The organism is Oharaeibacter diazotrophicus, from assembly GCF_004362745.1.
In the GTDB taxonomy this organism is placed as follows: domain Bacteria; phylum Pseudomonadota; class Alphaproteobacteria; order Rhizobiales; family Pleomorphomonadaceae; genus Oharaeibacter; species Oharaeibacter diazotrophicus.
The window spans coordinates 219,002-238,850 of sequence record NZ_SNXY01000007.1; the positions used below are offsets into that span (position 1 = coordinate 219,002).

At 73.1% G+C, this 19,849-nt stretch carries 18 protein-coding genes; 6 read left to right on the forward strand and 12 right to left on the reverse strand.

Translation table 11 applies throughout. The features are described from left to right. Positions 1 to 116: 116 nt before the first annotated feature. Positions 117 to 1,931 carry a L,D-transpeptidase family protein gene (locus EDD54_RS09525; protein WP_126540949.1) on the forward strand — a complete coding sequence of 605 codons (1,815 nt, stop codon included), beginning with the start codon at positions 117 to 119 and terminating at the stop codon, positions 1,929 to 1,931. Between the two features lie 535 nt (positions 1,932 to 2,466). Beyond that, the gene (gene mepK, locus EDD54_RS23190) at positions 2,467 to 4,230 is read left to right on the forward strand and encodes a peptidoglycan L,D-endopeptidase MepK (RefSeq protein WP_126540950.1); all 1,764 of its coding nucleotides are present in this window, start codon (positions 2,467 to 2,469) and stop codon (positions 4,228 to 4,230) included. A 158-nt stretch (positions 4,231 to 4,388) separates the two neighbouring features. On the opposite strand, the gene EDD54_RS09535 is transcribed toward mepK, so the two are convergent. Further along, a complete protein-coding gene (locus EDD54_RS09535) occupies positions 4,389 to 5,105 on the reverse strand; it encodes a DUF1013 domain-containing protein (RefSeq protein ID WP_126540951.1) in 717 nt (238 codons plus the stop codon). Between the two features lie 151 nt (positions 5,106 to 5,256). Further along, a complete protein-coding gene (locus tag EDD54_RS09540) occupies positions 5,257 to 6,231 on the reverse strand; it encodes an NAD(P)H-quinone oxidoreductase (RefSeq protein ID WP_126541933.1) in 975 nt (324 codons plus the stop codon). Positions 6,232 to 6,390: 159 nt separating this feature from the next. Here EDD54_RS09540 and EDD54_RS09545 point away from each other — a divergent pair, with 159 nt between their 5' ends. After that, positions 6,391 to 6,579: a DUF1192 domain-containing protein gene (locus EDD54_RS09545; RefSeq protein ID WP_126540952.1), complete on the forward strand. Its 189-nt coding sequence runs from the start codon at positions 6,391 to 6,393 to the stop codon at positions 6,577 to 6,579. A gap of 372 nt (positions 6,580 to 6,951) precedes the next feature. Continuing rightward, entirely contained in the window at positions 6,952 to 7,491 is a 540-nt protein-coding gene (gene rcdA / locus EDD54_RS09550) for a protease adaptor protein RcdA (protein WP_126540953.1), read from the forward strand. Positions 7,492 to 7,632: 141 nt separating this feature from the next. Here the strand turns inward: rcdA and rpmE are convergent, their stop codons facing one another. Further along, the gene (gene rpmE / locus EDD54_RS09555) at positions 7,633 to 7,857 is read right to left on the reverse strand and encodes a 50S ribosomal protein L31 (RefSeq protein ID WP_126540954.1); all 225 of its coding nucleotides are present in this window, start codon (positions 7,855 to 7,857) and stop codon (positions 7,633 to 7,635) included. A gap of 287 nt (positions 7,858 to 8,144) precedes the next feature. On the opposite strand from rpmE, the gene EDD54_RS09560 reads away from it, so the two are divergent. Next, complete coding sequence (locus tag EDD54_RS09560) at positions 8,145 to 9,935, forward strand: ABC transporter transmembrane domain-containing protein (RefSeq protein ID WP_245515714.1); 1,791 nt, start codon at positions 8,145 to 8,147, stop codon at positions 9,933 to 9,935. 28 nt (positions 9,936 to 9,963) lie between these two features. Here the strand turns inward: EDD54_RS09560 and EDD54_RS09565 are convergent, their stop codons facing one another. Next, complete coding sequence (locus EDD54_RS09565) at positions 9,964 to 10,323, reverse strand: hypothetical protein (RefSeq protein ID WP_207620493.1); 360 nt, start codon at positions 10,321 to 10,323, stop codon at positions 9,964 to 9,966. Positions 10,324 to 10,394: 71 nt separating this feature from the next. Continuing rightward, entirely contained in the window at positions 10,395 to 11,027 is a 633-nt protein-coding gene (locus EDD54_RS09570; protein WP_126540956.1) for a TetR/AcrR family transcriptional regulator, read from the reverse strand. 51 nt (positions 11,028 to 11,078) lie between these two features. Between EDD54_RS09570 and EDD54_RS09575 the strand changes: the two genes are divergently transcribed. Beyond that, positions 11,079 to 12,260 (forward strand): MFS transporter, encoded by a 1,182-nt coding sequence (locus tag EDD54_RS09575; RefSeq protein WP_165644691.1) that lies wholly within the window; start codon positions 11,079 to 11,081, stop codon positions 12,258 to 12,260. 25 nt (positions 12,261 to 12,285) lie between these two features. Here the strand turns inward: EDD54_RS09575 and EDD54_RS09580 are convergent, their stop codons facing one another. From EDD54_RS09580 to ybgF, 7 genes are all read right to left on the reverse strand, one after another. Then, a complete protein-coding gene (locus tag EDD54_RS09580) occupies positions 12,286 to 12,726 on the reverse strand; it encodes a VOC family protein (RefSeq protein ID WP_207620492.1) in 441 nt (146 codons plus the stop codon). A gap of 99 nt (positions 12,727 to 12,825) precedes the next feature. After that, entirely contained in the window at positions 12,826 to 14,082 is a 1,257-nt protein-coding gene (locus tag EDD54_RS09585) for an RNA polymerase sigma factor (protein WP_126540958.1), read from the reverse strand. Beyond that, positions 14,079 to 14,450: a YciI family protein gene (locus tag EDD54_RS09590; protein WP_126540959.1), complete on the reverse strand. Its 372-nt coding sequence runs from the start codon at positions 14,448 to 14,450 to the stop codon at positions 14,079 to 14,081. Before EDD54_RS09590 ends, EDD54_RS09585 begins: the two co-directional genes overlap by 4 nt. Positions 14,451 to 14,634: 184 nt before the next feature. Next, entirely contained in the window at positions 14,635 to 14,913 is a 279-nt protein-coding gene (gene rpsU, locus EDD54_RS09595) for a 30S ribosomal protein S21 (protein ID WP_207620559.1), read from the reverse strand. Positions 14,914 to 15,199: 286 nt separating this feature from the next. Further along, positions 15,200 to 17,122: an ATP-dependent zinc metalloprotease FtsH gene (gene ftsH, locus EDD54_RS09600; protein ID WP_133673992.1), complete on the reverse strand. Its 1,923-nt coding sequence runs from the start codon at positions 17,120 to 17,122 to the stop codon at positions 15,200 to 15,202. Between the two features lie 191 nt (positions 17,123 to 17,313). After that, a complete protein-coding gene (tilS, locus tag EDD54_RS09605) occupies positions 17,314 to 18,573 on the reverse strand; it encodes a tRNA lysidine(34) synthetase TilS (RefSeq protein ID WP_126540961.1) in 1,260 nt (419 codons plus the stop codon). Between the two features lie 2 nt (positions 18,574 to 18,575). After that, positions 18,576 to 19,793 carry a tol-pal system protein YbgF gene (gene ybgF, locus EDD54_RS09610; RefSeq protein ID WP_208112174.1) on the reverse strand — a complete coding sequence of 406 codons (1,218 nt, stop codon included), beginning with the start codon at positions 19,791 to 19,793 and terminating at the stop codon, positions 18,576 to 18,578. Positions 19,794 to 19,849 lie beyond the last annotated feature (56 nt).

Here is a 19,849-nt window from a genome sequence, read left to right on the forward strand (position 1 = left end):
TTGCCAAGTTTCGGGCTCATCGAGAACAAATGGTTTCGGCGTCCCGTATCGGATCGGGAGGGGCCCCACCTTCCCGAGGTGGGACCGGGTCGGAGCCGGGTGCGGTGGAGATGACGATGCAGGCCTTGAAGCGGCGCCTGATGGCGCTGGCACTCGCCTCCGGAACGGCGCTGTCCCCGTTCGCGGCGACTCTCGTCCACGCCCAGGACCAGTCCGTGCAGGATCCGTTCGCGGTCGAGCCGGTCGATCCGTCCCCCGCCGTGGTCGATCCCGCGGCCGCCGCCGCGCCGGTCGCGACTGAGGCCGCCCCGGTCGCCGAGGCTCTGCCGCCGGCGGCCGCCGATTCGGGCGCCGCGGCCCTGCGCGCCCTCCTGACCGCGCCCGATGCGCTCGCCGGCGTCGCCGCCAAGGACCGTGCCGCCATCCTCGCGTGGTACGGCGCGCGCGCCTTCGAGCCGATGTGGGTCGCCGACGGCCGGCTGACCGAGCGCGCCGACGCCGTCGTCGCCCGGATCGCCCGCGCCGCCGAGGACGGACTCGACCCCTCCGCCTACGCGCTGCCCGACGCCGCCGCCCTCGTCGGCGCGACGCCGGACCGGCTCGCCGCCGTCGACGTGGGCCTCACCGCGGCGGTCGCCCGCTTCGCCCGCGAGGCCTCCGGCGGACGGGTCTCGCCGCAGAAGATCTCCAAGGACATCACCCGGACGCCGCCGGCGATCGACGCGCGCACCGCGCTCGCCACCGTCGAGGCCGCGACCGACGTCGCCGCCGCGCTCGACGGTTTCGATCCGCCGCACGAGGAATTCCGCCGGCTGAAGGCCAAGCTCGCCGAGGTCCGCGCCCGCCAGGAGACGCCGGTCGCCCACGCGCCGATCGCCGAGGGGCCGACGCTGAAGCCCGGCATGCGCGACGCCCGCGTGCCGGCGCTGCGCGAGCGCTTCGGCATCCCGGCGCCGGAGCTCGTCACCGGCAGCCTGCCGGAAACGCAGACGGCCTCCAACGGCGACGACGAGCTGGTGGCCACCGTCGAGGCCGCGCTGGCCTCCTCCACCGACGAGGTCTACGACCAGCCGCTGATCGACGCGGTCAAGTCGTTCCAGGCCGAGAACGGCCTGACCGCCGACGGCATCGTCGGTGCGCGCACGCTGTCGGTCCTGAACGGCGGCCCGCGCGACGAGGAGGGCGAGATCGTCGCCAACATGGAGATGTGGCGCTGGATGCCGCGCGACCTCGGTCGCGACCACGTCTTCGTCAACGTGCCGGAGTTCATGGTCCACGTCGTGCGCGACGGCGTGCGGATCCACGAGACCCGCGTGGTCGTCGGCAAGGTGACCAACCAGACGCCGATCTTCTCCGACGAGATGGAGTATCTCGTCGTCAATCCCTATTGGAACGTGCCGGAATCCATCAAGATCAAGGAGATGCTCCCCGCGATCAAGGCGGATCCGGCCGGCTACATGGCCCGGCACGGTTACGAGGTCGTCTGGGAGGGCCAGGTGATCGATCCGGCCACCGTGGTGTGGGACGAGAATGCGGTGAAGGCGGTCGGCATCCGCCAGACGCCGGGCGAGGCCAACGCCCTCGGCCACATCAAGTTCATGTTCCCCAACCAGCACGCGGTCTACCTGCACGACACGCCGTCGCGGGCGCTGTTCCAGCGCGACGTCCGTGCCTTCAGCCACGGCTGCGTCCGCGTCGACGATCCCACCGCCTTCGCCGGTGCCGTCCTGCAGGGCGATCCGGAGTGGACTGTCGAGCGGGTTGAATCGCTCTACGGCGGCCCGGAGCGCCGGGTGAACCTCGCCCATCACCTGAAGGTCCACATCGCCTATTTCACCGCCTCCGTCGACGACACCGGCAAGCTGACCCTGCGCGACGACCTCTACGGCCACGTCCGCAAGCTCAAGGCCGCGCTCGGCGTCTCGACCTGAGCGGTCCCCGATCGAACTGCCGCCCTCGGCCGCCCGTGCCTGTCGCACGGGCGGCCGTTCGTTTTTCCGTGGACGGCGGTGCGCTGCCGCACCGCGAAACAACAGGCCGGAACGACGATTTCGCGCGGGATCGTCGTCCGGAACGGCGACGATCGCCCGAATCGTGCGCCGATCGTCGGACCAGACGGCGACAGTGTCGCGAAAAAGTCACTTTCAAGCCCAAACGAATGCGCTCTTGGCGACGGACGCGGACGCGGCTAATGTCCGCCTCGCCGGACGACGTGCGCGGGGGCCGCACGGCACCGAAGGCGAAGGGGGTGAAGGACGGGTTTACGGTAAACCGTTGCTTAATGGTTCCGCGCGAAGATGCGTCGTGGGCTGGAGCGACAACCCTGACATCAGGCAGGAACGCTTGGAAAAGACATTCGCAACGCACGGGTCCGATCGGCCGCTCCGCGGCCACGCGCACGGGGGCACCCGGGCCGTCGAGACCCTCCCTTCCGGCGGCTCCGCGCCGTCGTCGAAGGCCCGCCGCATGGTGGGGGTCCTGGCCGGCGCCATGGCGACGCTGATCGTCGCCACCTCGGCGCCCGCGTCCGCCGAGACGCGCACCCTGGACCTCTACAACGCCCATACGCGCGAACGCCTGACGATCACCTTCAAGAAGAACGGCAAGTACATCCCGTCCGCGCTCGCCGAGCTCAACCACTTCCTGCGCGACTGGCGCCGGAACGAGCAGGTGAAGATGGATCCCCGCCTGTTCGACACGGTGTGGGAACTCTACCAGCGCTCGGGCGCCTCGCAGCCGATCCACGTGGTCTGCGGCTATCGCTCGCTCGCCACCAACGAGATGCTCCGGACCCGGTCGAGCGGCGTCGCCAAGCACAGCCAGCACACGATGGGCAAGGCGATGGACATGTTCATCCCCGGCGTGTCCATCAACCGGCTGCGCGAGATCGGCGTCCAGATGCAGCACGGCGGCGTCGGCTGGTATCCGACCTCCGGCAGCCCGTTCGTGCACATCGACGTCGGCAATGTCCGTGCCTGGCCGCGCATGACGCGCACCCAGCTCGTCCGCCTGTTCCCCGACGGCAAGACCGTCCACCTGCCGTCCGACGGCCGGCCGCTCGCCGGCTACCAGCAGGCGCTCGCCGAGCTGAAGCGCGGCGGCAGCTCCCGGCCGATCTCGGTCGCCGAGACCTCGGCGCCGCGCAAGGGCGGCCTGCTCGCCATGCTGTTCGGCGGCGACGAGGAGGACGCGTCGGAAGAGGTCGGCGCCGCCTCGGGCGAGGGCGACGCCCCGGCCCGGCCGGCCAAGCCCGCCAAGGTCGCGCCGCCGGCCAAGGCCGCGCCGCCCGCCGCCGTCGTGCGCACCGCTCCGGCCCCCGAGACGCCGCCGCCGGCGCTCGCGCCCGTCGCGCCGCCGGTGCTGATGGCCGCCGTGCCGAAGCCGTCGCCGGCGCCCGAGCGTCCGGAACCGGTCGCCCCGACCACGCTCGCCGCCGCGACGCCGCCGGCCGAGACGCCCGCGCCGGCCGAGGTCGAGGCTGTGCTGGCCGCCGCCCCGCTGCCGACGTCGCGTCCGGACCTGCCGCCGCTGCTCGAGGTCGCCGCTCTCGAGGCGCCGCTGCCGCCGCCGAGCCGCTCCGAGATACTGCCCGAACCGGTCGTCGTCGCCGACGCCGCCCCGGTGCTCGCCGCCCTGCCGGACGTCCGCCCGTCGCTGCCGACGGTCGAGGCCCGGACGCCGCCGGCCGCGCCCGCGGTCGCCGCCGAGCCGGCCAACGCCCAGCTCGCGCTGGCCGAGGTCGCCCACGATCCGTCGGTCCGTGCCGGTTCCGCCACCGCGCTCGGCTACGCGCCGGCGTCGGAGGATGCCGGAGCCGCCGCCGCGCCGCCGCGCCCGCCGATCCGGATGGCGGCGCTGACGCCGCCGCCGCCGGCCGCGACCCGTGGCCTGTCGTCCGGTCAGGCCGATCCGCTGGCCGCGCTGCCGCTCGCCGCGGGTCTCGACGGCAAGGCCGATCCGCTGGTCGACGCCGCCGCCGCGCCGGCCGCCGCGGACCTGCCGATCTACGACGGCGCCCAGTCGGCCTACTGGGGCGTGTTCGCCCAGTTCGTCCACCCCGACCAGCGCCGCATGGGCGCGCTGTTCGAGGCGCCGACCATGGTCGTCGTCGCCACCTTCGCGCCGCAGCCCTACGGCGGCGACGTCAAGGCGACCCGCTTCACCGGCTCGGCGCTGCCGCGGCTGCAGGTGATGCGCTTCAGCCGCTCGTCGGATCTGGCGATGCGCTGACCGCGCCCGCCGGTCCGATCCGAAACGACGAAGGCCGCCGGGGTCGACCCGGCGGCCTTCGTCGTTTCGCGCGTCCCGTGTCGGGGGGAGGGGGGCGCCGGCCGACAGGCCGGCACGCCGCGAGGTCCCGACGGGGCGGGACCTCGTCCGACGGGAGATCAGTATCCCTCGTCCTCGTCTTCGTCGGGCTTGCGGGTCATCGACTTCAGCTTGGCGAACACCGCCTCGGCGTCGAGCTCGTCCTCGTCGTGGCGCGACGACGGGCCGGCGCGGAAGCCGGCGAGGGCGTCGTCCGACGTGGTCTCCTCGACGGGCAGCAGGGTCGGGGCCTGCTCCAGCACCTTCTCCGGATTGGCCTTGGCGGCCTTCTCGACCTCGAGGTCGAGCTCGAGCTGCGAGCAGAGGCCGAGGGTCACCGGGTCCATCGGCGTCAGGCTGGCCGAATTCCAGTGGGTGCGGTCGCGGATCTGGGCGATCGTCGACTTGGTGGTGCCGACGAGGCGCATGATCTGCGCGTCCTTGAGTTCGGGATGGTTGCGCACCAGCCAGAGGATGGCGTTCGGCCGGTCCTGGCGCCGCGACACCGGGGTGTAGCGGGGCCCGCGCCGCTTGGCCTCGGGCACGCGCACCTTGGGGTCGGCGAGCTTCAGGCGCATCTCGGTGTTGCGCTCGGCGCGCTGGATCTCCTCGCGGGTGAGCTGGCCGGTCAGCACCGGGTCGAGGCCCTTGATGCCCTGGGCCGACTCGCCGTCGGCGATCGCCTTCACCTCGAGCGGGTGCAGCTTGCAGAAGGCGGCGATCTGATCGAACGACAGCGCGGTGTTCTCGACCAGCCAGACGGCCGTCGCCTTCGGCATGAGGGGAGCGGTCGACATCGGATACATCCTTCTCGTTGGTCCGCCGGCTCCTCGCCGGCGGCCCGTCGTCTCGTCTAGCGATGACTGGGGATGACGCTCCATATAGCGCCTCTCGGCGCGATCCGCAACGAAACGGCGGCGGAAACGCGTGGGATTCCGCCGCGCCGGCTCACGGTGTCAGCATGATCTTGCCGACGTGGTCGGCCTCGAGCAGCGCGTGCGCCCGGGCCGCGTCGGCGAGCGGCAGCACGGCGTCGATCACCGGGGCGAGCCGGCCGGCGGCGAGCAGCGGCCAGACCTTGTCCTCGAGCGCGGCGGCGAGGCCGGCCTTGAAGGCGGTGTCGCGGGCGCGCAACGTCGAGCCGGTGTGGACGAGGCGCTTCAGCATCAGCCGGGTGAAGTCCACCGTCGTCTTCGAGCCGCGCAGGAAGGCGATCTGGACGATGCGGCCCTCGACGGCGGCGGCCTCGTAGTTGCGGCCGACGTAGTCGCCGCCGACCATGTCGAGGATGACGTCGGCGCCGCGGCCGCCGGTGGCCGCCTTGGTGGCGGCGACGAAATCCTCGTCGCGGTAGTTGACCGCGACGTCGGCGCCGAGGTCACGGCAGACTTGGCACTTCTCGGCGGTGCCGGCGGTGGCGACCACCGTCGCGCCGAAGGCCTTGGCGAGCTGGATCGCCACCGTGCCGATGCCGCTGGTGCCGCCGTGAACCAGCAGCGCCTCGCCCGGCTTCAGGCCGCCGCGGTCGAACACGTTGGACCAGACGGTGAAGAAGGTCTCGGGCAGGGCGGCGGCGCGGACGGCGTCGTATCCGGCCGGCCAGGAGAGGGCGCTGCCGGCGTCGACGGCGCAGTATTCGGCGTAGCCGCCGCCGGAGACGAGGGCGGTGACGCGGTCGCCGACGGCCCAGCGCGCCACCTCGGCGCCGGCGGCGACCACCGTGCCGGCGACCTCGAGGCCGGGGATGTCGGACGCGCCCGGCGGCGGCGGATAGGCGCCGGCGCGCTGCAGCGCGTCGGGCCGGTTGACGCCGGCAGCCTCGACGCGGACCAGGATCTCGCGCGGGCGCGGCACCGGCACCGGCCGGCGGGTCGGCTTCAGCACCTCCGGTCCGCCGGGGGCGGTGATCTCGACGGCGGTCATCTCGGCGGGAAGCTCGGCCACGTCTCGTCTCCTCGGGTCTGCGTCGCGGCGCCGCGTCGGGGCGTCGCGTCCGGGCGTGCCCCGGCATAGGACGGTTTGTGCCCGCGGTGAAGCGGGCCTATCATCGCGGCAGAGCGGAACCTTCGAGAGGAGCGCGCGATGGCGATCGAACCGGACGAGCCGCTGCGCAAGGTCGTGCACACGGTCGGCGAGGATCTCTCGGCGCTGTCGGTCGACGAGATCGACCGGCGTGTCGCGCTGCTCGAGGCGGAGATCGAGCGGCTCGGTACGGCGCGCCGCGTCAAGGACGCCAGCCGGGCCGCGGCCGAGGCCGTGTTCAAGTTCTGAGCGGGCCGCGGGCGGCCCCCGGCACGGCGACGACTGTGCCGCTCCGGGACCATCCGTGTCGTCGACGGTCTTCGCCTTTACCGGATGTTAACCACGACGGGCCATTCTATGGTCGTCCAGTCTTCTGGATCTTCGAGTGGCTCCTGTCACTCTTTTTGACGCCTCCCTGTTAACTTCGCAGAGCCGCGCCATGCGCGGCTCTTTTTTCCAGGTCGCTCGCGTGCTACCGCTCGGACGGTGCACGGCGGCACCGTTCTGGCACGGCCGTTGCGAGGATCGTCGCGGATGCGGACCGGGCCGTCCCGGTTCGGAACGTCGAATGATCGGGCCGGGTCCCCGCGCTGCGGGCGCCGCCGAACGAGAGGCCGTGTGATGAGCGAGTCGTCCGCCGAGACCCCCTTCGAGACCGTGCGCCCGATCGCCTTCGGCGAGCGCTTCGCGACGTCGGAGACCTTCCGCGAGCTGTTCCGCGAGGGCATGGCCCTCGTCGAGGAGACCGCCGCCTATCTCGACGGCCCCGGCCGCACCGAGGGACGCAACCTCGGCCGCGCCGGCACGCTCGGCTACACCACGGAATCGATGCGGCTGACCACGCGGCTGATGCAGGTGGCGTCCTGGCTGCTGCTGCAGCGTGCGGTCAACGACGGCGAGCTCACCATCGACCAAGCCAATTCCGAGAAGAACAAGGTGCGGCTCGACAGCCCGGCGATGTCGCGCGAAGGGCCGGCATGGACCGAACTGCCCGAGGCCCTGCGCTCCCTGATCGAGCGCTCGCTGCGCCTGCAGGACCGCGTCCGCCACCTTGACGGCGTGATCTACGCGCCGAAGACCCCGCCGGTCTCGCTGAACCCGCTCGCCCGCGAGCTCGGCCGCCTCGCCGACGCCTTCGGCGCTCGTCCGATGGACGTGTGAGCGCGGGCGGCGCAGCCGCCTGCTTCGGGTCACCGTAAAGAAAAAAGCCCCGGGCGACCGGGGCTTCTTCGTTTTCGGGCCGTCGTGCCGCCGCATCCGTCGCGCCGTCGACCGGTGTCGGGACGGCGCGCGGGTCCGCGATCACTTGCCGAACAGGCCGCCGAACTTCGAGTTGAAGCGCGACACGCGACCGCCACGGTCCATCAGCTGCTGGGTGCCGCCGGTCCAGGCCGGGTGGACCTTCGGGTCGATGTCGAGGTTCAGCGTCTCGCCCTCGACGCCGTAGCACGAGCGGGTGACGAACTCGGTACCGTCGGTCATCACCACCTTGATGGTGTGGTAGTCGGGATGGATGCCCTGCTTCATGGTCCTGTCCTTCGCGTCTGTCGCACACGCCGGTGCGCGGTGCCGACCGTGGGGATGCGAACCGCACGTGAAGGCCCGATTGTTTGTCCTTGCCGCCTTCGGACGAGGGTGCTCGACCGGCCCGGAAAGGGCCGGCGACCCCGGGAAGACCGCCGTCGGCGCCTATACAGCAACGGGGCTCGCCGAACAAGACCGGAATGGCGGAAACCCGCGGCTTCCACGGCCTTGCGGCCGGCGCCGGACCGTGGTTGACAGGGCGCGGCTCTAAACACGGACGAGGCGGACGCGTGAGCGATCGGACCGGGACGGGAGAAGGCGGCGGCGCGGCGCGCGATCGGCGCTCGCTGCGGCCGCTGGCGGGGCTGCTGCCCTTCGTGATGCGCTACAAGGGCCGGGCGGCCGGGGCGCTGGCGGCGCTGGTGGCGGCCTCGGCGGCGACGCTGGTGGTGCCGGTCGCGGTCCGCGCCATGATCGACCACGGCTTCACCGCCGCCGACGCCGAGAACATCAACCTCACCTTCGGCCTCCTGATCGGAGTGGTGCTGTGGCTCTCGGTCGCGTCGGCGCTGCGCTATTACCTCGTCATGACCCTCGGCGAGCGCGTCGTCGCCGACGTCCGCGCCGCGGTGTTCGCGCACCTGATGCGGCTCTCGCCGGTGTTCTTCGACGAGGCGCGCTCGGGCGAGATCGTGTCGCGGCTGACCGCCGACACCACGCAGATCAAGTCGGCCGCCGGCGCCTCCGCCTCGCTGGCGCTGCGCAACCTCGTGCTGTTCCTCGGCGCCGTCGCCATGATGGTGGTGACGAGCCCGCGCCATTCGGCGATCGTGCTCGCCGCGATCCCGCTGATCGTGCTGCCGCTGGTCGCCTTCGGCCGGGTGGTGCGGCGGCGTTCGCGGGCGGCGCAGGACACGCTCGCCGAGGCGAGCGCCTTCGCCCAGGAGACGATCGGTGCGGTGCGCACGGTCCAGGCCTACACCTCCGAGACCACCGCCACCGCCCGCTTCGCCGCCGCCGTCGAGGACGCCTTCCTCGCCGCGCGCACCCAGGTGCGCACCCGCGGCGTGCTGACCTTCGTGGCGATCTTCCTGGTGTTCGCGAGCGTGGTCGCCGTGCTGTGGATCGGCGCCCACGACGTCCTCGCCGGCCGGATCTCGGCCGGCACCCTCGGCCAGTTCGTGCTCTACGCCGTGTTCGCCGCCGGCGCGCTCGGCGAACTCAGCCAGGTCTGGGGCGAGATCGCCGCGGCGGCCGGCGCCGCCGAGCGACTGACCGAGATCCTCGCGGTCGAGCCGGCGGTCGCCGCCCCGGCGCGGCCCGAGCCGCTGCCGGAGCCGGCGCGCGGCGAGATCCGGTTCGAGAACGTCTCCTTCGCCTATCCCGGCCGGCCCGACGTCGCGACCCTCGCCGACGTCTCCTTCGCGGTCCGGGCCGGCGAGACGGTGGCGATCGTCGGCCCGTCCGGCGCCGGCAAGTCGACGCTGTTCCAGCTGGTGCTGCGCTTCTACGACCCCGGCGCCGGGCGCATCCTGGTCGACGGCGTCGACGTCCGCGCCGCCGACCCGGCCGCGGTGCGCGCCCGCCTCGCCCTCGTCCCGCAGGATCCGGTGATCTTCGCCGGCAGCGCCCGCGAAAACGTCGCCTTCGGCCGTCCGGACGCGAGCATCGAGGCGATCGAGGCGGCCGCGCGCGCCGCCCACGCCGACGGCTTCGTCGCGGCGCTGCCCGGCGGCTGGGACGCCGTGCTCGGCGAGCGTGGCGTCACGCTCTCGGGCGGTCAGCGCCAGCGCATCGCGATCGCCCGCGCCATCCTGCGCGACGCCCCGATCCTGCTGCTCGACGAGGCGACCTCGGCGCTCGACGCCGAGAGCGAGCGCCTCGTCCAGGACGCGCTCGACCGGCTGTCGCGCACCCGTACCACGCTGGTGATCGCGCACCGGCTCGCCACCGTGGTCGGCGCCGACCGCATCCTGGTGATGGACGGCGGCCGGATCGTCGAGGAGGGCACCCACGAGGCGCTGGTCGCCGCCGACGGCCTCTACGCCCGCCTCGCGCGGCTGCAGTTCCAGGACGGCTGAGTCGGGTTCTTCGCAACCGATCGGCCCGTCAGGCGGCGTCGTCGGCCTCGCGGCGCTTGATCGCCTCGACGTGGGCGGCCATCAGGCGGAGGTCGTCGATCGCCGTCGCCTCCGCGGGGGTGAGCGGCCGCTTCGGCTCGAAGGCGTCGAGCACGACGACGAGCGCCTCGGTGAGCCGGCCGATCTGGCGGCCGTAGCTGCCAACCTCGTCGAGCACGGCCTGTTCCACCGCCGGATTGCGGGAGAGGCCGAGGTCGATGTTGAAGAGGCCGATCCGCGCGCCGGCGAAGTTGCCGAAGTTGCGCAGGATGTCGAACCACTGCGAGACGTCCCCACCGAGCGGCATCACGGTGCGGACGAAGGACCTGACGGGACGGCTGGCGGTCACGGCGTTCCCCCCTCGGAACCGTCCGAGGAATTGGACGGCGGTGCAGCATACACCTTTCGCGGGTGCGTTGCTCAGGCCCGCTCGGGTTCGGGCCGATAGGCGCGCATAAAGACATCTACGGCGCGCGCCACAGCGGTCTCGTTCTCGGCCTCGGTCGGCGTCGCCGCGGTGCCGAACATCAGGCGGTGGCGGACGAGGCCCTGGCAGAGCGCGATGAACTGCTCGGCCGCGATCAACGGATCGTCGCGGCGGATCTCGCCGCGGTCCATGGCGGCCTCGATGGCGGCGCCGAGCAGGCGCAGCGAACGCAGCGGGCCGTGCTCGTCGTGGAGGGCGGCGAGTTCGGGGAACTGGGTCGCCTGCCCGACCAACTGGCGGTGCATCGCCACCGTCTCCGGGGCCATGACCTTGGCACGGAAGGCGCGGCCGAACATCTCGAGATTGTCGAGCACCGGCTTCGCCGGGTCGATCCGGTCCTGCATCTTCCAGCGCAGCCGCTCGGCCATGGCGCGGTAGAGGCCCTCCTTGCTCTCGAAATGGCTGTAGAGGGTCTGCTTGGAGACGTCGGCGAGGCGGGCGACGCGGTCCATGCTGGCCGCGAAGCCGTCCTCCAGGAAAACGGCCGCGGCGGCGTCGAGGATGCGCTCGCGCTTCTCCTCGCTGCGACGGCGGCCGCTCCGGCGCGTGTCCGGTTGAATTCCCATACTGGACCGTCTAGTATGATTTCAGGCAAACTCGATGTATGGGCTCATACCATGGATCGCAAGTCGTTTCTCCCCGTCGCCGTTCCCGTGGCCGCCGCCACCTTCGCCACCATGCTCGGGATCGGCATGCTGGTGCCGGCGCTGCCGCATCTCACCGCCGACGCCGGCGGCGCCTTCGCCGCGGGGGCGCTGGTGTCGTCCTTCGGCGTCGCGCGGCTCTTGACCAACCTGCCCGCCGGCATCATGGCCGACCGCATGGGCATCGCGCCGACCGCCATCGTCGGCTTGATGATCCTCGCCGCGGGCGCGGCGGCCGGCGGCGTCGACCTCGGGCTGCCGATGCTGGTGCTGTCGCTGTTCCTCCAGGGTGTCGGCTCGGCGATCTTCTCGACCACGGCGATGACCGCGCTGGTGCTCGCCGCCGGCCCGGAGCGGCGCGGCGCGGCGATGGCGTGGTTCCAGGGCGCGCTGCTGCTCGCCATGGGCATCGGGCCGGTGCTCGGCGGCTTCCTGGTCGATCGCTTCGGCGCGACCTCGCCCTTCGTGGTCGAGGCGGTGCTCGCCTTCCTCGCCCTCGGCGCCGCCGTGGTGCTGCCCCAGGGCGGCGCGGCGACCCGGCCGGGTGCGCGCCCGAGCGGCCGGTCCTATCTGACGGCCTCGCTGGTCGCCGGCGCGGCGATGGGCTTCGCGGCTTTCTTCGCCCGGGTCGGTGCCGGCTGGAACGTGGTGCCGGCGGTGGCGACCGGCGACCTCGCGCTGACCTCCTCGCATCTCGGCTGGATCGTCGGCGTCGCCACGCTCGCCAACTTCCTGACCCAGCCGATCGCGGCCCGCCTGATCGACGGCTGGGGCGCCGAGCGCACCACGGTCGCCGCCGCGGCGATCGCGCTCGCCGGCCTCGCGCTCATGACCGTCGTCGAGACCGTGCCGGTGCTCTGGGCCGGCACCGTCCTCCTGATGACCGCGACCGGCGCTATGATCCCGGCCGCCGGTGCGGTGGCGCTGAAGGGCGCGCCGCGCGAGGCGACCGGGCGGGTGATGGGGCTGTTCCGCACCGCGACCGACCTCGCCATGACCCTCGGGCCGATCGCGATCCCGGCGGCGACCGCCGGCCTCGGCCTGCCGATCGTCGACGGCTTCGCGGTGGCGGCGGCTGTGCTCGCGGTCTGCGTCCTCGCCGGCGCGGCCGTCAGGGCGCGGGCGGTGGCGCTCGCGGAAGCCGCCGCCGGCTGACCCGTGGCGTCGAGACCGCGGCCGTTCAGGGTTCCTTGCCGCCGATCGACCAGGAAACGCCGAATGGATCGCGCAGTTGGGCGAACCAGTCGCCCCAGAACTCGCGGCGCGGCGGCGTCACCGCGGTGCAGCCGGCGGCGATAGCCCGGTCGAACCACGGCTGGACGTGGTCGACGGCGAGGTGGAGCGCGTAGCCCTTCGGCTCCTCGAGCGGGTGACCGAAGTCGGGGAAGGCGTCGTTGACGAAGAGATGGGCGCCGTTGATCGTCAGGTGGCAGTGGATCAGCCGCTTGCCGTCCGGCCCGGGGATCCGGATCGCCTCCTCGGCGGCGAAGGCCGTCTGGTAGAAGGCCGAAGCCGCGGCGGCGTCGGAGAGGCTGAGATAGGGCGTCAGGCCGCCGGGGGCGGGCGCCTTCGCCGCGATCGCGGCGGCGTCGGCCATGGGATTCTGGTCGGGTTCGGACATCGCTTCCTCCTCGATCGCGGGCGGCAGGCCCGTCCTCCGGTGCGCCCCTCGGCGAGGACGCGCGGCCCCGGCCGCGGCCGACATCCGGGCGCCGGGAAATCAGTGCGGCGCCGCGCCGTCGCCGAGACGGTCGAGTTCGGCGCGGATGTGCGCGGCCTCGGCGGCGGTGCGGGCGAGGCCGATCGCCCGGCCGAAGGCGGCGCGGGCCTCGCCGGGCCGGCCGAGGTCGGCGAGGAAGCGGCCGCGGGCACCATGGAAATAGAAATAGCCGTCGAGCCGGCCGGCGAGCGGGTCGACCATGGCGAGCGCAGCCCCCGGTCCGTCGACGCGCGCCACCGCCACCGCCCGGTTCAGCGTCACCACCGGCGAGGGCTCCAGCCGCTCCAGGATGGCGTAGAGCGCCTCGATCTCGCGCCAGTCGGTGGCGGCGGCGGTGGCCGCGCGGGCGTGCACGCCGGCGATCGCGGCCTGGATCAGGTAGGGTCCGGGGCGGCGGTGGCGCAGGCCCTTCTCGGCGAGGGCGACGCCCTCCTCGATCAGCCGGCGCGACCACAGCGAGCGGTCCTGGGCGTCGAGCGGGATCGCGGCGCCGTCCGGCGAGAAACGCGCCGGCGCGCGCGCCGAGGTCAACAGCATCAGGGCGAGCAGGCCCATGATCTCCGGCTCGGCCGGGAACAGCCGCAGCAGCAGCCGCGTCAGGCGGATCGCCTCGTCGGCGAGCGGCGCGCGCACCGACGTTTCGGCGGGACCGGCCGAATAGCCCTCGTTGAAGGTCAGGTAGAGCATGGCCGCGACCGCGGCGAGGCGCTCGGCGCGTTCGACCGCGCCGGGCGTCTCGAAGGGCACGTCGGCGCCGGCGATGCGGGCCTTGGCGCGGGTGATGCGCTGCTCCATCGCGCTCTCGCCGACCAGGAAGGCGCGGGCGATCTCCGGCACGGTCAGGCCGGCGACGACGCGCAGCGCCAGCGCGATCTGCTGGGTCGCGGGCAGGGCAGGGTGGCAGCAGACGAACATCAGCCTGAGCACGTCGTCGCGATAGGCGTCGGCGTCGATGCGGTCGGCGAGCGCGGTCTCGGCGTCGCCGACCTCGGAGACGAGGGCGTCGTCGTCGGGCAGCGCCGTCTCGCGGGCGACGCGGCGGACGCGGTCGACGCCGGCGTTGCGGCCGACGAAGATCAGCCAGGCCGCCGGGTCGCGCGGCGGGCCGTTGCGCGGCCAGCTCGACAGCGCGCGCAGGCAGGCCTCCTGATAGGCTTCCTCGGCGGTGTCGAGGTCGCGGAACCAGCGCAGCAGCGCCGCCATCACCTGCGGCCGGGCACCGATCAGGGCGGTGTCCACGAAGGCCGGGTCGGTCACGACGCCGGCTCCCCGCCGCGGAAGATCGAGATCGGCCGGACCTCGTAGGCGCCGGCGGAACTCGACGCGCGGGCGAAGTCGCGGGCGGTGTCGATGGCGTGGTCGAGGTCGCGGCACTCGACGACGTAGAAGCCGAGCAGCTGTTCCTTGGTCTCGGCGAAGGGGCCGTCGAGCACCAGCGGCTCGCGGCCCTTGCGGATCGTGGTCGCCGCCGTGGTCGGCAGCAGGCGGACCACCGGCCCGAGCCGGCCCTCGGCGGCGATGCGCTCCTGCACCACCACGAGCTTGGCGAGCACGGCGTCGTCCTCCTCCTTGGTCCAGGAGCCGACGACGTCTTCGGAATCGTAGCAGAGAATGGCGTAGAGCACCGGTGACCCTCCTCGTCCCCCCGAGGACGCGAAGGGTGGCGCGGGGCCGACCGTGGCGAAAGCGATTTTTCGCGCGGGCCGCGGCGCGCGCGGGGCGATCGCCGGAAACGACGACGCCGGCGTCACCGCCGGCGTCGGAAAGGCGCGGAAGGAGCGTCCCGCGGCGGCGCCGCGGGGAAGGGCGTCACGCCTCGGCGGACACCGCGGCCGGAGCGGCCGGACGACGGCCGGTCTCGCGGACCTTCTTCTTCGGGGCCGGGATCAGGCCCTCGCGCTGGGCGAGCTTGCGGGCGGCCTTCTTGGTGCGGCGGACGGCCTCGGCGTGCTCGCGGGTCTTGCGCTCCGACGGCTTCTCGTAGGCGCGGCGCTGCTTCATCTCGCGGAAGATGCCCTCGCGCTGCAGCTTCTTCTTGAGGACGCGGAGGGCCTGTTCGACGTTGTTGTCGCGGACGAGAACTTGCAAATGAAACCCCATGACTGCCCGGCTGCCTCGATCGGCGAGGTCGCCGGCGCTTCGGTGTGGAACCCAAGTGCGGGACGGTGGCATTCCGTTATCAGGCTTTGGCCCGGCGCGCCTCATTTTTTTCGGCGTCGGACCACTTTTTTCGGCCTCCACCCCCGGAAACGCGGGGATCTCGGCGGGGGCGCCGGAACGGGCACCCCGTCGGCAGGGGCGCCCGAACGGGAGACCCCGCCGGCGGCGGGCCGCGGCGGGGTCTCGGGTCGTCGGACGGAAAGCGGCGCGCGACTCAGCCCGGCTGCGGCTCGAGACCGGGGCCGCCCGGTTCCTCGCCGGCCTTCGGCTTCGGCCGGGTGCTCGGCACCGCCGAGGCGCGCGGCGGCGGCGGCTCGTCGAAGGCGTCGCGCATCGGCGGCTTGCCGGCGAGCAGGTTCTTGATCTCGTCGCCGGTCAGCGTCTCGTATTCGAGCAGCGCCTTGGCGAGGCGGTCCATGTCGTCGTATTTCTCGGTGACGATGCGGCGGGCCTCCTGGTAGCCCTCCTCGACGAAGCGGCGGATCTCGCTGTCGATCTTCTTCATCGTCTCGCCGGAGACGTTCTGCTGGCGCGACACCGAGTGACCCAGGAACACCTCCTCCTGGTTCTCGCCGTAGGCGACGGTGCCGAGCTCGCGCGAAAAGCCCCAGCGGGTCACCATGGCCCGCGCGATCCGGGTCGCCTGCTCGATGTCCGACTGGGCACCCGAGGTGACCTTGTGGTCGCCGAAGAAGATCTCCTCGGCGACGCGGCCGCCCATGGCCATGGCGAGCCGGCTGGTCAGCTGCTCGTAGGAGATCGACACCTGGTCGCGTTCGGGGAGGTACTGCACCATGCCGAGCGCCCGGCCGCGCGGGATGATGGTCGCCTTGTGGATCGGGTCGCAGGCCGGCATGTTGAGCGCGACGATGGCGTGGCCGGCCTCGTGATAGGCCGTCAGGCGCTTCTCGTCGTCGGTCATGACCATGCGGCGCTCGGCGCCCATCATGATCTTGTCCTTGGCGTCGTCGAATTCCTGGTTCGTCACCAGCCGCTTGGAGCGGCGCGCGGCGAGCAGCGCGGCCTCGTTGACGAGGTTCATCAGGTCGGCGCCCGAGAAGCCGGGCGTGCCGCGGGCGAGGGTCTTCAGGTCGACGTCGGGGGCGAGCGGCACCTTGCGGACGTGGACCTTCAGGATCTTCTCGCGGCCGACGATGTCGGGGTTCGGCACCACGATCTGGCGGTCGAAGCGGCCCGGGCGCATCAGCGCGGGGTCGAGCACGTCCGGCCGGTTGGTGGCGGCGATGATGATGATGCCCTCGTTGGCCTCGAAGCCGTCCATCTCGACGAGCAGCTGGTTCAGCGTCTGCTCGCGCTCGTCGTTGCCGCCGCCGAGGCCGGCGCCGCGGTGGCGGCCGACCGCGTCGATCTCGTCGATGAAGATGATGCAGGGGGCGTTCTTCTTGGCCTGCTCGAACATGTCGCGGACGCGGGACGCGCCGACGCCGACGAACATCTCGACGAAGTCCGAGCCGGAGATGGTGAAGAAGGGCACGTTGGCCTCGCCGGCGACGGCGCGCGCGATCAGCGTCTTGCCGGTGCCCGGGGGGCCGACCAGCAGCACGCCGCGCGGGATACGGCCGCCGAGGCGCTGGAACTTCTGCGGGTCGCGCAGGAACTCGACGATCTCCTGCAAGTCCTCCTTGGCCTCGTCGACGCCGGCGACGTCCTCGAAGGTGACGCGGCCGTGGGCCTCGGTCAGCAGCTTGGCCTTGGACTTGCCGAAGCCCATCGCCTTGCCGCCGGCACCGCCCTGCATCTGGCGCATGAAGAAGATCCACAGGCCGAAGATGATCAGCATCGGCAGCCAGGAGATCAGCGTTCCGACCAGGGAGAAGCCTTCGGTGGCGGGCTTGGCCTTGATGGTGACGTCGTTGCGCGTCAGCGCGTCGATGTAGTTGGCACCGGGCGGGGCGTAGGTCTGGAAGGTCTGACCGTTGCCGTAGCTGCCGACGATGGTCTGGTCCATGATCGTGACGTCACGGACGTTCTTCTGCTCGACTTCCTGGAGGAACTTCGAGAAGGCGATGTCGTTGGACGCCTGACGCTGCCCCGGGCTCTGGAAGAGCTGGAACAGGGCGATCAGCAGCAGCCCAATGATGACCCACAGGGCGAAGTTCCGGAAGTTGGCGTTCATCGTCGACCTTGGCGTCGCCCGGGGGCGGCAGTGGGAAGGGCGGCGGAGCCGGTGGGACCGGACCCGTCGCGACAGCCGGTAACATAGGTTCGCCGCCGAGCGTTGCCAACCCGACGACGGTCGCGTTCCGTACCGATCTGGCACGAAGCGACCGGCCGCCGCAACGCGCGGCAGCCCATACCCCCGAAAGACTATCGCGAAATCACTAATTCCTCGTCGCCGGCGCTCGTTCCCGCCGCGCCGAGCGGGCGGAGCACGACCGCACCCGGCGGCGGGTCCCAGCCGTCGAGCCGTGGCAGACCGGCGGCGGCGGCGCGCGGCAGGGCGGCGAGGTCGCGGCCGGCGACGACGCGCGCGCCCGGCGGCGGCGCGACGGCGACGTCGACGGCGAAGCGGCCGTCCCAGACGTGGCGGCCGGGCCGGTCGAGGGCGAGCACCGGGAAGCCGGCGCGGCCGGCCTCGGCGTAGAGCCAGACCGCACGGCGCCGGCGGGCGTCGAGCACGACGCCGGCGACGGTGCGGCGCGGCGCGGCGCCGGCGGCGAAGGCGTCCAGCCATGCCTCGAGCGGCGCGGCGCGCGGGCCGTAGTCACCGGGACGGACGGCGCGGGCGAGATCGGAGAGCAGGCGCAGGCCGACCTCGGCGGGCGCGGCGGCGAGGGCCACGGCGTCGACGGCGAAGACGCCGCCGTGATCCGTGACGGCGCCCGCCCTGAGGTCGGCGGTCGCGGCCTCGACGACCGCCGCGGCGCGGGCGAGCCGGTGCGCGGTGGCGGCGAGGCGCTCCGGCGTCAGCCCGAGCGCGGCGAGGGCCGGCAGGGTGGCGCGGATCCGCGCCCTGAGGAACCGGTCGGCGCGGTTCGAGGGATCGTCGGCGGCGACGAGCCCGGCGGCGGCGACGGTGGCGGCGAGGCGCGCCTTCGGCACAGCGAGCAGCGGGCGCAGGAAGCGGACGCCGTCGACGATCCGCTCCGGGCGCATGGCGGCGAGGCCGGCGAGGCCGGAGCCGCGGGCGAGGCGGATCAGGAAGGTCTCCGCGACGTCGTCGCGGGTGTGGGCGAGGAGCACGGCGGCGAGGCCGCGGCGGCGGGCGGCGTCGGCGAGCAGGCTGTAACGGGCGGCGCGGGCGGCGGCCTGGAGGTCGGCGGCGGGCGGGGCGCCGGCGTGGTCCCAGACGAGGATCTCGGCGGGCCGGCCGAGCCTGCCGGCGAGGGCGGCGACGGCCTCGGCCTCGGCGCGGGCGGCGGTGCGCAGGCCGTGGTCGACGGTGAGGACGTGGAGATCGGGCGGCGCGGACGTCGCGCGGGCCCAGCGGTCTGCGATCAGGAGCAGGGCGGTCGAATCGGGGCCGCCGGAAACGGCCACGCCGACGGCGGCGAGACCTTCGAGGGGGGCGAGGAGGTCGCGCGCCTCGTCGTCGCCGACCGGACGGTCCGGCGCAGCGGCGGACATGGTCAGCAGCCGGCCTTCGACTTCTGCGCGGAGACCTTGCCGAGCAGCGCCCCGGAGGCGCCGGGGAACTTCTTCTCGACCTCGCGATAGGTCGCGCAGGCCGCCTCGGTCTCGCCGAGGCCCTCCAGCGACAGGCCGAGCTTCAACAGGCTGTCGGGCGCCTTCGGGTTCTTCGGATAGTCGCGGTAGGTGGTCAGGAACGCGTCGGCGGCGTCGCGGTAGTTGCCGCGGGCGTAATAGGTCTCGCCCAGCCAGAAGCGGGCGTTGCCGGCGAGCTTGTCCCTGGGGTGGTCGGCCAGGAACCGTTTCAGGCTCTCCTCGGCGGTGGCGTAGTCGCCGGAGACGACGTAGCCGTAGGCGCGGTCGTAGGCGGCGCGGGCGTCCTCCTGGCCGTTGCCGAGCGAGGCGACGCGGACCTCGCTCTGGTCGGACGGCGGCGGCGTCGCAAGGCCGGGCGGCGGGGCGAGCGGGGCGCTCGCCACCGGCGGCGGCAGGCCGGGGGCGGGGTCGGTCGCCCCGGACACGCCGGGCAGGCCGGCGGGCGGCAGCGGCTGGCTGGATGTCCCGAGGTCGCCGCGGGCGATGGCGGAGAGGTCGAGCGGCGCACCGCCGCCGCCGGAGAAGCCGCCGTCGGCCGGCAGGTTGCCGAGGTTGGCGGGGGGCGCGCCCCAGCCCTGGCCGGAGCCGTCGGAGGGCGCGCCGCCGCCGTCGAGCGGCGGCTCGATCGAGAAGCCGGCGGCGATGTCGGCCGGCACGTCGGGGGTACCGGTGGAGAGGACGTCGCCCGAAGGCGGCGTCCCGGTTCCGAGGTCGGCGGCGGCGAAGTCGCCGGTGCCCGGCGCGGCCGGTGCCTCGGACTTCTTGCGCGGCTTGCCGCCCTTCTCGAGCTCCTGGAAGCGGAACTCGTTGTCCTCCTGCATCCGCTGCAGCAGCTGTTGGATCTGCTGGAGCGAGTAGGTCATCTCGTCGATGCGGCCGTTGAGCTGGCGCATCTGGTCCTCGAGCCGGTCGATGCGCATCGACTGCTGCGCGACGTCGGCGGAGGACTGGGCGAGCACGATGCGGCCGTCGGCGGCCGAGCCGCCCGGCACGTCGGCGGGCGGGATCGGCACCGCGCCGAAGGCGGCGGCGGCCGCGCCGGCGGAGAGCACGAGGAGGCCGGCGGCGGCGGTGAGCCGGCGGGTCGTGCGGAGGAGGCGTCCTGTCGTCTCGGCGATCATGGGGCCTTGTCTGCTCAGGTGGGCGTCGACCGGACGCGGCTGCGCCCGGCCACCCG

What these genes read in the sequence shown, in the direction of transcription:
- ftsH (WP_133673992.1), bottom strand. Translation starts at nt 17,122, where the DNA reads ATGAACGCCAACTTCCGGAACTTCGCCCTGTGGGTCATCATTGGGCTG.
- ybgF (WP_208112174.1), bottom strand. Translation starts at nt 19,793, where the DNA reads ATGATCGCCGAGACGACAGGACGCCTCCTCCGCACGACCCGCCGGCTC.
- rcdA (WP_126540953.1), top strand. Translation starts at nt 6,952, where the DNA reads ATGAGCGAGTCGTCCGCCGAGACCCCCTTCGAGACCGTGCGCCCGATC.
- EDD54_RS09525 (WP_126540949.1), top strand. Translation starts at nt 117, where the DNA reads ATGCAGGCCTTGAAGCGGCGCCTGATGGCGCTGGCACTCGCCTCCGGA.
- rpmE (WP_126540954.1), bottom strand. Translation starts at nt 7,857, where the DNA reads ATGAAGCAGGGCATCCATCCCGACTACCACACCATCAAGGTGGTGATG.
- mepK (WP_126540950.1), top strand. Translation starts at nt 2,467, where the DNA reads ATGGTGGGGGTCCTGGCCGGCGCCATGGCGACGCTGATCGTCGCCACC.
- EDD54_RS09540 (WP_126541933.1), bottom strand. Translation starts at nt 6,231, where the DNA reads ATGACCGCCGTCGAGATCACCGCCCCCGGCGGACCGGAGGTGCTGAAG.
- EDD54_RS09580 (WP_207620492.1), bottom strand. Translation starts at nt 12,726, where the DNA reads ATGTCCGAACCCGACCAGAATCCCATGGCCGACGCCGCCGCGATCGCG.
- EDD54_RS09570 (WP_126540956.1), bottom strand. Translation starts at nt 11,027, where the DNA reads ATGGGAATTCAACCGGACACGCGCCGGAGCGGCCGCCGTCGCAGCGAG.
- tilS (WP_126540961.1), bottom strand. Translation starts at nt 18,573, where the DNA reads ATGTCCGCCGCTGCGCCGGACCGTCCGGTCGGCGACGACGAGGCGCGC.
- EDD54_RS09545 (WP_126540952.1), top strand. Translation starts at nt 6,391, where the DNA reads ATGGCGATCGAACCGGACGAGCCGCTGCGCAAGGTCGTGCACACGGTC.
- EDD54_RS09535 (WP_126540951.1), bottom strand. Translation starts at nt 5,105, where the DNA reads ATGTCGACCGCTCCCCTCATGCCGAAGGCGACGGCCGTCTGGCTGGTC.
- EDD54_RS09575 (WP_165644691.1), top strand. Translation starts at nt 11,079, where the DNA reads ATGGATCGCAAGTCGTTTCTCCCCGTCGCCGTTCCCGTGGCCGCCGCC.